The sequence below is a fragment of the Rhizobacter sp. P3_B12 genome (assembly GCF_056402895.1).
Genome location: NZ_JBFUGN010000088.1, coordinates 1 through 12,269, shown reverse-complemented (window position 1 = coordinate 12,269; position 12,269 = coordinate 1). Strand labels below are relative to the sequence as shown.

Below are 12,269 nucleotides of genomic sequence, written 5' to 3'. Positions count from 1 at the left end.
GGCACGAGCGGCGCGCCTGAGGCGGCGCGCGCGGTGCGGGGGCCGCGGAACGAAAGCACGAATGCCGCCACTCATGGCGGCATTCTTCTTTTTGCGCCCCACACTTGATTGAACGGAGACCTGCGCCATGGTCAAACGAGTCGCGACCCATCGTACGACGGCACCGGTCGTCGAGGCCCAGGTGCCATGGTGGTCCGACGAGCCCGGCAGCATCGCCCGCATGCTCGACCTGTGTGCTGCGTCGGCGCCGGGGCGGCACGCGCGCCTGCACGAGGCACTGATCACGCTGGACCGGGCGCTTCCGCAATTGCTGGAGGACGGAGAGCTGTCGGCGAATCGGCTGGAAACCGGGGGGCCGGAAGCAGATGCCGTTTTGTGCATCGCCGATGTGCTCACCCAGTGCGGGCACGAAGCACGGGCGCGGCAGTTGCTTGTCGAGGCCGTCGAGATGGGGGTCATCTCGCAGCAAGCTGCCGAGGCGACCGGCATCGCGGGATCACAAGGCGAGCTTCGTGAACGGGATCTGTATTCCGTTGTCGGTGAACCCGAGAGTCCGGAAGTCGCGGCTTACAGGAAGAAGGCGCAGTATTTCAGCGGCGAAATAGACGCGCTGGCCGAACGCATGGACGATGCGGGTCGGTTGAAAGCTCTCGCGTCAGGCGTTGAGCAGATATGGCGAAGCCATTCCGGCATTCAGTTTGACGACGGGCAGGCCCATCCGGGTCGTGTCATGTCGCATGACACCATGATCCACGATGAGTCGATGCGTGGCAGCGCGCCGCGGAGCGAAAGGGCGCGGAGCAGTTTGAGAGAAGCCTTGCACAAGCTGGATGCCACTCATCCGCACTTGCTGCCTGACACCGAGGATGAGATGCCGCTGGTCTTTGCCAAGACATCCTTCGTGGATGGCGCTTCGCTTGTCGCCGTGATGCGAGCCCGGATCAGACTGCGTGGCCAGAGATCCGCACTTGGCTTGTTTCGGCGTGCCGTCCTCGCGAATTGCATTGAGTGGCAGCGCGCGCCTGTTGCGAAAGCCATCATCGGCCTGCTCTCGTCGGTCCCGCACTCACAGGAGGAGGCAGCACCTGCGGTCCGTGCATTGCGGGCTGCGATGGAGATCTCGGTGGACCGGGCCGACCGCCAGGCATTGCGCGCCTGCCTGAAGGCTCTGGATGCGGTGGAAGACGATACCCCGCGGGCGCAGCACTTGCATCGAATCAAGGACTCGTACTGCCGAATACTGGACATCCTGGGGGCCCAGCAGATGCCGGTACTCCAGCAGCTCCACCTCAGCGTGAGCAGCGCGATCCTGCCTCTTGAAGAAGAAAGGGGAGGATATGCGTCGGAGGAGGGTTTGCGCTGTACAAAGCGCTACGAGCTGCAGGCGAGGCGCTTCGGTGGGCAATTGGCGTCGGAGGGTCCGAGCTACCGCGCCCACATCGAGTACTTCCTTGGGAAGTACCTGTTGCACGCGAGTCTGGCGGGCGACGAGGAACTACCGCGTTTCTGTCAGGGCATGGCTGCCCTTCAGGGGCAGGCGTGGCATGGGTTCGAGAACCTTTTCTAGCAGGGCAGGCCGTGTCTCGCGTCCAGCAGCGGCGGCGCGCGTGATTCACGGCCGGACCGTGCGGGGCGTGCCTTCGAGGTGCCGCCCCCACGCCCGACGCAGCTGCAGGTCCGACGCGAACCCCGCATGCTCCGCGGCCCGCGTGACGCTCGCGCCGCCCGACAAGGCCTGGCGCGCCCGCTCGAGGCGGATCTTCTCCACATAGGTCATCGGCGACACCGCCGCGTGCTCGGCGAACAGCCGCAGCAGGTGGCGCGTCGTCACGTGCGCGGCCTCGGCGAGCGAGCCGAGCGTCCAGTCGTCGCCGGGCCGCTCGCACACCGCATCCTGCGCGCGGTGCAGCGCCGGGTGGAGGTGGTGCCGGTGCGCCAGCAGCGGGGACAGCTCGGGGTCGTTGGGCGTGCGGCGCAGGTAGACCACCAGGTCCTTCGCGACCCGCGCCGCCAGCGCATCGCCACAGGCCAGCGCGATCAGGTGCAGCGCGAGGTCGATGCCGGCCGTCACGCCGGCGCTGGTGGCGAGCGCGCCATCGAGCACGAACACGCGGTTGTCGACCACCTGCGCCGCGGGCGCGAGGCGGCGCAGCGTCTCGATGAACGCATGGTGCGTGGTGCAGCGCCGCCCGCCGAGCAGGCCGGCGCGGGCCAGCAGCAGCGTGCCGGTGCAGACGCCGACCAGGCGGTGGTCCTCGCCCGACGCCAGCAGCGGGCCGATGTCGCGGCGCAGCCAGTCGATGGTGTCGAGCGTGGCGGCATCGGGACGGCCGAGCGCGGCGGCGGGCTGGCCGACCACCATCAACCAGGTCGGTGCGGCGAAGCGGTCGGGCAAAGGTTCGAGCCCGGCCACCTGCAGCCCGACCGAGCTCGCGGCCTGCGCCTGCGGCCCGACGAAGCGCAGCCGAAAGCGCTCCGGCCGGCCCTGGTCCGCGAGGTGCGCGTCCGCGAGACGGAACGCCTCCGCCGGCCCGGCGACATCGAGCAGCAGCGTGCGCGGTGGCACGACGATCGCGATGTCGACGCGGGTCATCGTTTCTCGGGCTCGATGCCCTGCAGGCCTTCGCGCAGCGCGGCGTGTGCCGCCGGGTCGACCGGCCGATGCTTCACCGCCGTGCTGGCGGGGTAGCGCGCGAGGTGGTTGCCGCCCTTCCAGTCATGCACCGGCCGCACCGGGCGCGGCACGAAGCCGCCGCCGCAATTCGGGCAGACGTTGCCGAGCACGCGGTCGACGCAGTTCGCGCAGAAGGTGCATTCGAAGCTGCAGATGCGCGCATCGATCGATTCCGGCAGCAGCGCGGTGTTGCAGTGTTCGCAGGTGGGGCGCAGTTCGAGCATGGCGGGCTTTCGTGGCGGGAGGATGCCACGATAGACCGGCAGGCCCGATTCGTCGTCGCGCTCGCCGACCTGGATCGATCAGTTCCGGACCGAATCCGCTGCCAGCCCCCGCACCGCCGCCCCTGCCGCATCGCGCGCCTGCTCCCACACCTGCTGCTTCCACTGCGGCGTGTCGATGTAGAACGCATCGCGCGTCTGCTGCTTGATCTGCGCGCGCTGCCCGGCCGGCGCCTCGGGGTGGTTCTCGACCCACTGGTCGGCCCGCAGCGCCTCGATCATCTGCATGATCGGCAGCGTTCCGTACTCGAGCGCGATGCCGGTGTACTCGGCCTGCGGGCATTCGTCGTAGGCGGCCGACCACATCAGCCCGGTCAGCAGCGGCGAGCTGGAGCTGCCGTCGTAGATCGACGTGATGCCGTCGCCCCACCACGCACGGGCCCGCTGCAGCGCTGCCGCATCGTCGCGGCACGCGAAGATGCGCTCGCCGACGCCGGCCGGCCCGAGCCCGGTGTGCAGGTCGATCCAGCCGAGCCGCGCGGCGCGCCGCCCGTGCTGCTGCAGCACGTGGCGCAGCGTGACGTGGCTCCAGGTCGGGTTGCGTCCGCCGTAGAACAGGCCCTCGGGGTGGTCGTACTGGCCGCCGGAGACGGCGGCCTGCAGCGCCTCCATGCCGCGCTGCTGCACGAACTGGCCGACGCGCATCATCACCTCGGGCGATGGCGGCCACATCGGCGGCACCAGCAGCCCGGCCAGTTCGTCGTAGCCGGGGTTGGCCGGCAGCGGCTGGCTGAAATCGTGGAAGTTGCGGTTCAGGTCGACGTTCTCGTGCGTCGTGCGGCGCCACCACGAGAAGCCGTACGGGTTCAGCGCGTGGAGGTAGAGCACCGCCACGCCGGCCGCGTGCGCCGACGCACGCCATGCCGCATCGCCCAGCAGCCCGACCTGGATGCCCGAGCCGCAGAAGCCCTCGACGCCGTGGCAGGCGCTGCTGACGATCAGCAGCCGGCTCGCATCGGCGGGGCCGTCGCGCACCACGTCCATCGCGAGCGTCTCGCCGTCGCGGCCGAGCAGCGGGTGCACATGGGTCTCGACGTCGAGCTCGGCCGCCTCGGCGGCGGCCAGGAACTTGCCGCGCGCCTCGGCGTAGGTCTGGGCGAAGAAGGAGGAGGGCGGGTCGAAGCTCATGGCGGTCATCCAGGATCAAGCGGCCGCCGCGGAACCGGCTTCGCCGGGCCGCTGGCGGCGCCCCCTTGAGGGGGAGGCGCCGAAGGCGCTTCGGGGGTGGGTCATCTCGAGAGCCACTGTTCGGCCAGGCGCACCCACAGCGTCGCACCCAGCGGGATCAGGTCGTCGTTGAAGTCGTAGCTCGGGTTGTGCAGCATGCACGGGCCCATGCCGTGGCCGCCGATGCGGTGGCTGCCGTCGCCGTTGCCGATCAGGAAGTAGCAGCCCGGCTTCTCGAGCAGGAAGTAGCTGAAGTCCTCGGCGCCCATCGTCGGCTCGAACTCCTGCACGTTGTCGGCACCGACCACGTCGGCCATCACGCCGCGCACGAACTCGGTCTCCACCGGGTGGTTGATGGTGGGCGGGTAGTTGCGGGTGAATTCGAACTCGCAACTCGCATCGAACGCGGCGCACAGGTTCTCGCTCACTTCCTTCATGCGCTTCTCGATCAGGTCGAGCACCTCGAGCGTGAAGGTGCGCACCGTGCCCTGGATCTCGACGCTGTCGGGCACCACGTTGGTGGCCTCGCCGGCATGGATCATCGTCACCGAGATCACGCCGGCATCGATCGGCCGCTTGTTGCGCGTGATGATGGTCTGGAAGCCCTGCACCAGCTGGCAGGCGATCGGCACCGGGTCGATGCCGTTGTGCGGCATCGCGGCATGCGAGCCCTTGCCGCGGATCACGATGCGGAACTCGTTGCTCGACGCGAAGCACGGGCCATTCTTCAGCGCGAACTGGCCGACCTTCATGCCGGGCCAGTTGTGGGCGCCGAACACCGCTTCCATCGGGAACTGCTTGAAGATGCCGTCCTTGATCATCTCGCGCGCGCCGCCGCCGCCTTCTTCGGCCGGCTGGAAGATCAGGTAGACGGTGCCGTCGAAGTGGCGGTTCTTCGACAGGTGCTTGGCGGCCGCCAGCAGCATCGCGGTGTGGCCGTCGTGGCCGCACGCATGCATCTTGCCCGGCGTGGTGCTGGCGTGCGCGAAGGTGTTCTTCTCGGTCATCGGCAGCGCGTCGATGTCGGCGCGCAGGCCGACGGCGCGATCGCTCGTGCCGGCCGTGCCCTTGACGATGCCGACGACGCCGGTGGTGCCGAGGCCGCGGTGGATCGGGATCCCCCAGTCGGTGAGCGCCTTCGCGATCACGTCCGCGGTGCGCTTCTCCTCGAAGCAGAGTTCGGGGTGGGCATGGATGTCACGTCGGATCGCCGTGACGGCCGCGGCATCGGCCAGGATGGATTCGATCAACTGCATGAGGCACGCTCCTGAGAGGGAGCGAAGCAGTTTACAGGCCACCGTAGCCCGGAAGCCATTCCGGGCATTTCAGCCAGCGGTCGAGCTGCACCCGGATTGACATCCGGGCTACGCGACTCAGTGGCGTACTTTGCCTTCGGCCGTCAGGATCGTCATGTCGACGTACTTCGAGCCGGCATGCGAGCGGTCGTTGAAGTCGATGAAGAAGCCGCCGAGGTTCAGCTCGGGCATGTTCTCCAGCGCCGTCACGAGCGATTCCGGCGTCACGTTGCCGCCGGCCGCGCGCAGGCCCTCGATCATCGTGCGGGCCGCGACGAAGCCTTCGATGCCGCCGTAGTTGGGCTCGAACTTCGCGCCCAGCGCCTTGCCGGCCGACAGGTAGTCGGCCGAGATCGGCACCGTGGCGCTGAACGGCAGCGGCATCACCTGGCTGATCGCGACGCCGCGGGCGTCCTGGCCGAGCTCGGCGGCCAGCGACTGCGTGCCGACGAACGACACGTTGTAGAAGCTGCCGGCGAAGCCCTGCTTGCGAGCCTCGCGGATGAACGCCGCGCACGACTTGTAGGCGCTGATCAGCACGATCGCATCGGGCTTGTCGGCCAGGATGGTGCCGACGCCGGCCGTCACGTTCACCGTGTTGCGCTCGACCGTGCCCAGGCCCACCGGCTTCAGCTTGTGCGCCGTCAGCGCTGCCGTCATGCCGTCCAGGCCGGCCTTGCCGTAGCTGTCGTTCTGGTAGAAGACGCCGATGCGCTGCATGCCGATCGAGGTGATCTGCTTGACGATCTCGGCGGTCTCGTCGTTGTACGACGCACGCACATGGAAGGCCATGCGGTTGAACGGCGAGCGCAGCACCTCGGCGCCGCTGAACGGCGCGAAGAACGGCGTGCGCGCCGCGGTGGCCAGCGGCAGCGCGGCGACCGACGTGGGCGTGCCGATGTAGCCGAACAGCGCGAACACGTCGTCCTTCAGCAGCTTCTGCGTGTTCTCGGCGCAGCGGTCGGGCTCGTAGCCGTCATCGACGCTGCGCAGCTCGATCGTGCGGCCGTTGATGCCGCCGCGCGCATTGACGCGCTCGAAGGCGAGCAGCGCGCCTTCCTTGAAGCGCTCGCCCAGCGCGCTGGCCGGGCCCGAGAACGCGGCCGACTGGCCGAGCACGATCTTGGTGGAGGCGGCGGTCGCCAGCTTCGGGAAGGCCAGGGCAACCGGCGCCGCAGCACCCAGGCTCAGGAAATGACGACGTTTCACAGCAACTCCAGACAAAACAAACAAATACTCGGCGCAACGCGCACGAGTCGATCAAGCGGACGCCGTGGAACCGGCTTCGCCGGGCCACTGGCGGCGCCCCCTTGAGGGGGAGGCGCGCAGCGCCTCGGGGGTGGGCCTACCGGCGGACTTTGCCGTCTTCGGTCAGCATGGACACGTCGACAAAACTGGACGCGACGTGGTCCTTCGCACCGAAGTGCACGTTGAAGCCGCCGAAGTTCGCGTTCTGGATCGACTCCAGCCCGGCGATCAGCGCGTCGCGCGACGGCGCGCGGCCGGCGCGCTTCAGGCCTTCCGCGAACACCTTCGCGGCCAGGTAGCCTTCCATGCTGGAGTAGTTCGGCGTCGCGTCGCCGCCGGCCTTCGCCACCGCATCCAGGTACTCGCGCGAGATCGGCGTGGTGGTCGAGAACGGGAATGGCATCACCTGGCTGATCATCACGCCGCGGCCTTCCTTGCCGAGCTCGTCGGCCAGCGCCTGCGTGCCGACGAACGACACGTTGTAGAAGGTGCCGCCGTAGCCGGCCTTGCGGGCCTCGCGGATGAACGCGGCGCACGACTTGTAGGCGCTGATCAGCACCACCGCATCGGGAAAGGTCGGAACGATGTCCTTCACCGCCTGGCTGACCGCGACGGTGTTGCGCTCGACCGTGCCCAGCGCCACCGGCGCGAGGCTCAGCGGCTTCAGCGCGCGCGTCACGCCTTCCAGGCCAGCCTTGCCGTACGCGTCGTTCTGGTAGAACACCGCGACCTTGTTCAGGCCCAGCTGCGTCAGGTTCTTCACGATCAGCGCGGTCTCGTCGTAGTACGAGGCACGCACATGGAAGACCGACTTGCTGAACGGCTCGCGCAGCGCCTCGGCACCGGTGAACGGCCCGAAGAACGGCATCTTGCTGTCGTTGACCAGCGGCAGCGCGGCCAGCGAGGTCGGCGTTCCCACATAGCCGAACAGCGCGAACACGTCTTCCTTGATGAAGCGGTCGGTGTTGGCCTTGCAACGGTCCGGCTCGTAGCCGTCGTCCAGCGTCTTCAGCTCGATGGTGTGGCCGTTGGCGCCACCGGCGGCATTGAAGGCATCGAAGTACACGCGGGCGCCGCGGTTCATCTGGATGCCCAGCTGTGCCGCCGGGCCGGTGAAGGCAGCGGACTGGCCCAGCACGAGCCGGCGGTCACTTTGAGCCAGCGCAGGCAGCGCCAACACAGCGCTGCCGGCGGCGACGCTCTTGAGAAGTTCACGACGTTTCATAGGGCAAGTTCCGTTGACAAATGTGTTGCAGCTTGTTACGACTCGGCGGGCCGTTTGCTGGGGCGTAAGGATATCCGTCCATATCGGTACAAAGCTTACGGTTCATGACCTAGCGGGCACATACATCCGGAAGCATGTGCAATAGTTCCGCGATGAGTTACCGAACTGTTGCGGCTGCGTGCCCGCATGACTGTCCAGACACCTGCGCCATTCGCGTGACCGTCGAGAACGATCGTGCGATCCGCATCCAGGGCGACCCCGATCACCCGACCACGCACGGTGCCTTGTGCACCAAGGTGTCGCGCTACACCGAGAGAACCTACAGCCCGGACCGCGTGCTGCACCCGCTGAAGCGCGTCGGGCCGAAGGGCAGCGGGCAGTTCGTGCCGGTGAGCTGGGACGAGGCGCTGTCGGACATCGCGGCGCGCCTGTCCGGGATCGCGTCGCGCGCGCCCGAGGCCATCGTGCCGTACAGCTACGCCGGCACGATGGGCCTGCTGCAGGGCGAGAGCATGGCCGGGCGCTTCTTCCACCAGCTCGGGGCCTCGCTGCTCGACCGCACCATCTGCGCGTCGGCCGGTGCCGAGGCGCTGATGGCGACCTACGGCGGCAAGGTCGGCATGCACGTCGAGCACTTCGCCGAGAGCAAGCTGATCGTGATCTGGGGCAGCAACTCGATCGCATCGAACCTGCATTTCTGGACTTTCGCGAACGCGGCCAAGCGCAACGGCGCGAAGCTGGTCTGCATCGATCCGCGCAAGACCGAGACGGCCGACAAATGCCACCAGCACATCGCGCTGCTGCCGGGCACCGACGGTGCGCTCGCGCTCGGGCTGATGCGCGAGCTGGTCGTCAACGACTGGCTGGACGCCGACTACATCGAACGCCACACCGAAGGCTGGCCCGCGCTGCGCGAGCGCGCGATGGCCTGGACGCCCGAGCGCACCGCCGAGACCTGCGGCATCAGCGCCGACGAGGTGCGCGGCCTGGCGCGCGACTACGGCACGACGAAGCCGGCCGCGATCCGCCTGAACTACGGCATGCAGCGCGTGCGCGGCGGCGGCAATGCGGTGCGGCTGGTGGCGATCCTGCCGTGCCTGACCGGCGCGTGGCGGCAGCGTGCGGGCGGCATGCTGCTGTCGGCATCGGGCTGGTTCCATCCCGACAAGGCCGCGCTGCAGCGGCCCGAGCTGCTGGCCGGCCGGCGCCCGCGCACCATCAACATGAGCACCATCGGCGACGACCTGCTGCGCGAGAGCTCGGCGGCGTTCGGCCCGAAGATCGAGGCGCTGGTGGTCTACAACAGCAACCCGGTCGCGGTGGCGCCCGAATCGCCGAAGGTGGTGAAGGGCTTCAAGCGCGAGGACCTGTTCACGGTGGTGCTCGAGCACTTCATGACCGACACCGCCGACCACGCCGACTACGTGCTGCCGGCCACCACGCAGCTGGAGCACCTGGACGTGCACACCAGCTACGGCCACACCTACGTGCTGATCAACGAGGCAGCGATCGCGCCGGTGGGCGAGGCGAAGCCGAACACGCAGATCTTCCGCGAGCTGGCGGCGCGCATGGGCTTCGATGCCGCGTGCTTCAGCGACAGCGACGAAGCCCTGGCGCGCCAGGCCTTCCGCACCGATGTCGTCGATTTCGACGAACTGCGCGAGAAGCACTGGGTGAAGTTGCAGATCGCGGAAGCGCCGTTCGCGAACGGCGGTTTCCCGACCGCGAGCGGCCGCTGCACGATCGATGCGCCGGGCTGGGGCGTGCCCGACCACGTGCCGAACTACGAATCGGCCCGTTCGACGCCCGAGCTGGCGAAGCGCTACCCGCTCGCGATGATCTCGCCGCCGGCGCGCAACTTCCTGAACTCCAGCTTCGTCAACGTGCAGAGCCTGCGCGACATCGAGGGCGAGCCGGTGCTGGAGATCCATGCCGGCGATGCGCAGGCGCGTGGCATCGCAGGCGGCGAGCTGGTGCGGGTGTTCAACGACCGCGGCGAGTACTGGTGCAAGGCGGTGATCAGCCCGCGTGCGCGGCCCGGCGTCGTCAACGGCCTGGGCATCTGGTGGCGCAAGCTGGGCGTGCGCGGCAGCAACGTCAATGAACTGACGCACCAACGGCTGACCGACCTGGGGCGTGCCCCGAGCTTCTACGACTGCCTGGTGGACGTGTCGCGGGAATGACGCAGGCCGGCCGCGCGGCCGGTGACAGGTGTCACGATTTGTGGCGATGTCTTCGGCGGTGTCGCCCCCGGGACAGATGTACTGCGAGGCTGCCCCCAGAGTGGCTGCTTTTCGCCAGGAGTCGTTGCGATGAAACGTCGGTTGTTCTTGCGTTCGTGTGTGCAGGGGATGGCGGCGGCGAGCGGCGCCGCGTGGGTGCAGGTCGCGAGCGCGGCCGACGAGGGGCTCGGGGCGACGCAGGTCACGCTCGGCAGTTCGGCCGCACTGAGCGGCATCCTGGCCGGCGCGGGCCGCGACCAGAACTCCGGCATCTCGGCCGCCTTCGGCGCGATCAACAAGGCCGGCGGCATCCACGGCCGCGAGCTGCGCCTGCTGATGAAGGACGACGGCTACGTGCCGGCGCGCACCGTCGAGAACGTGAAGCAGATGATCGAGGGCAACACCGCGTTCGCGCTGATCTCGTGCATCGGCACCGCGAACAACGCCGCGATCATCCCGGCGATCGAGCAGGCGGGCGTGCCCTATGTCGGCCCGATCACCGGCGCCTCGTCGCTGCGCCAGCCGGGCCAGCGCAACGTCTTCCACGTGCGGGCGAGCTACACCGACGAGGTGACGCGCGTGACCCAGCAGCTGGTCGCGATGGGCCTGAAGGACATCGCGCTGGTCTACCTCGACAACCCGTTCGGCAAGGAGGTCGCGAAGGACGCGACCGCCGCGTTGCAGTCGGCCGGGTTGCAGGCAGTGGCGACCGTGCCGGCGGCCGTGGACGGCTCCAACGCGACGCAGGTCATCGACCAGTTGCTCGCGGCCAAGCCCAACGTGGTGTTCTTCGGCACCACCGGCACGACCAGCACGGCGTTGATGCTGCAGCTGCGCGCACGCATGGCCGGCCTGCCGATGGTCGGGCTGTCGGTGTCGGTGATCTCGTCGGAGCTGGCCAAGCTGGGGGCCGCGTCGCAGGGCATCGCGTTGTCGCAGGTGTTTCCGGATGCGCTGTCGCAGAAGCTCGAGTCGGTGCGCAACTACCAGGCGGCGATGCGTGCGATCGGCCGCGAGGACTTCGGCGCCAGCAGCTTCGAAGGCTACGCCAACGCGATGGTGATGGCCGAGGGCTTGCGCCGCGCCGGCCGCGACCTGACGCGCGACAAGCTGCGCCAGGCGCTGACCGGCCTGAAGCAGCTGAACCTGGGCGAGTTTGCGCTCGGCTTCGGCGGGGCGGCGCCGTACGTCGCCTCGCGCTATGTCGCCCTGGCGGTGCTGGGGGCCAATGGGCGGCGGCTGACCTGAGCCTGCAGGGCTCGCCTAGACTCGCGTGATGCGAGTTCCGGTGAAGAAAAGATGGTGGGTGGCAGTGGGCGCGGTCGCGCTGCTGGGTTCGCTCAGCGGCTGCGGTTCGGTGCGCTACCTGGCGCAATCGGTCGGTGGCCACCTGAGCCTGCTGAACCAGGCGAAGCCGGTCAGTGACTGGCTCGCCGACCCCGCCACCTCCGACCCGTTGCGCGAGCGCCTGCAGCTGACGCAGCGCATGCGCGACTACGCGGTCAGCGAGCTGAAGCTGCCGGACAACGCGAGCTACCGGCGCTATGCCGACCTGCACCGCAGCGCCGCGGTGTGGAACGTGGTGGCCGCGCCCGAGCTGAGCCTGCAGTTGAAGACCTGGTGCTACCCGGTGACCGGCTGCGTCGGCTACCGCGGCTACTTCGACCAGGTGGCAGCCGACGAGCAAGGCGATGCGCTGCGCACCGAAGGCCTGGAGGTCAGCGTGTACGCGGTGCCGGCCTATTCGACGCTGGGCAAGCTGCCGGGCGGCTTCTTCAGCGACCCGCTGCTGAACACCTTCATCCGCTGGCCCGAGGGCGAGCTGGCGCGGTTGATCTTCCACGAGTTGGCGCACCAGGTGGCCTTCGCGAAGGACGACACGATGTTCAACGAGTCGTTCGCGACCGCGGTGGAGCGCATCGGCGGCGCGCGCTGGCTGGTCGAGAAATCGACCGCCGCGGCGCGCGACGAGTACGAGCGCTACGACAAGCGGCGCCAGGAGTTCCGCGCGCTGACGATGCAGGCGCGCAGCGACCTGGACGCGATCTACCGCAGCGGCCGCAGCGACGCCGACAAGCGCGCCGCGAAGGCCGAACGCATGGCGACGCTGCGCAGCGACTACGCAGCGCTGAAGGCCGGTGCGTGGCAGGGCTACGC

Annotated in this window: 10 protein-coding genes; 4 read left to right on the top strand and 6 right to left on the bottom strand. The window is 68.7% G+C overall.

Going from position 1 to position 12,269, the window contains the following annotated elements:
* Positions 1-127 precede the first annotated feature (127 nt).
* Entirely contained in the window at positions 128-1,567 is a 1,440-nt protein-coding gene (locus AC1D01_RS07660) for a hypothetical protein (protein WP_477865461.1), read from the top strand.
* 45 nt (positions 1,568-1,612) lie between these two features.
* On the opposite strand, the gene AC1D01_RS07655 is transcribed toward AC1D01_RS07660, so the two are convergent.
* The 6 genes from AC1D01_RS07655 to AC1D01_RS07630 all read right to left on the bottom strand — a co-directional run bounded on the left by AC1D01_RS07655 (position 1,613) and on the right by AC1D01_RS07630 (position 7,890).
* Entirely contained in the window at positions 1,613-2,593 is a 981-nt protein-coding gene (locus AC1D01_RS07655) for a GlxA family transcriptional regulator (RefSeq protein ID WP_477865460.1), read from the bottom strand.
* The gene (locus AC1D01_RS07650; protein ID WP_477865459.1) at positions 2,590-2,898 is read right to left on the bottom strand and encodes a DUF1272 domain-containing protein; all 309 of its coding nucleotides are present in this window, start codon (positions 2,896-2,898) and stop codon (positions 2,590-2,592) included. The genes AC1D01_RS07655 and AC1D01_RS07650 overlap by 4 nt, the downstream gene beginning before the upstream one ends.
* Before the next feature lie 78 nt (positions 2,899-2,976).
* Positions 2,977-4,083: a M14 family metallopeptidase gene (locus tag AC1D01_RS07645; protein WP_477865458.1), complete on the bottom strand. Its 1,107-nt coding sequence runs from the start codon at positions 4,081-4,083 to the stop codon at positions 2,977-2,979.
* A gap of 101 nt (positions 4,084-4,184) precedes the next feature.
* Entirely contained in the window at positions 4,185-5,378 is a 1,194-nt protein-coding gene (locus tag AC1D01_RS07640) for a M20 aminoacylase family protein (protein ID WP_477865457.1), read from the bottom strand.
* A 117-nt stretch (positions 5,379-5,495) separates the two neighbouring features.
* Positions 5,496-6,626, bottom strand: coding sequence for an ABC transporter substrate-binding protein (locus AC1D01_RS07635; RefSeq protein WP_477865456.1), 1,131 nt, complete (start codon positions 6,624-6,626; stop codon positions 5,496-5,498).
* Positions 6,627-6,762: 136 nt separating this feature from the next.
* The gene (locus tag AC1D01_RS07630; RefSeq protein WP_477865455.1) at positions 6,763-7,890 is read right to left on the bottom strand and encodes an ABC transporter substrate-binding protein; all 1,128 of its coding nucleotides are present in this window, start codon (positions 7,888-7,890) and stop codon (positions 6,763-6,765) included.
* A gap of 134 nt (positions 7,891-8,024) precedes the next feature.
* Between AC1D01_RS07630 and AC1D01_RS07625 the strand changes: the two genes are divergently transcribed.
* The 3 genes from AC1D01_RS07625 to AC1D01_RS07615 all read left to right on the top strand — a co-directional run.
* Positions 8,025-10,073 carry a molybdopterin-containing oxidoreductase family protein gene (locus AC1D01_RS07625; protein ID WP_477865454.1) on the top strand — a complete coding sequence of 683 codons (2,049 nt, stop codon included), beginning with the start codon at positions 8,025-8,027 and terminating at the stop codon, positions 10,071-10,073.
* A gap of 129 nt (positions 10,074-10,202) precedes the next feature.
* Positions 10,203-11,360 carry an ABC transporter substrate-binding protein gene (locus AC1D01_RS07620; RefSeq protein WP_477865453.1) on the top strand — a complete coding sequence of 386 codons (1,158 nt, stop codon included), beginning with the start codon at positions 10,203-10,205 and terminating at the stop codon, positions 11,358-11,360.
* A gap of 28 nt (positions 11,361-11,388) precedes the next feature.
* Positions 11,389-12,269 (top strand): aminopeptidase (locus AC1D01_RS07615; RefSeq protein WP_477865452.1); only part of this gene is annotated, 881 nt, incomplete at its 3' end.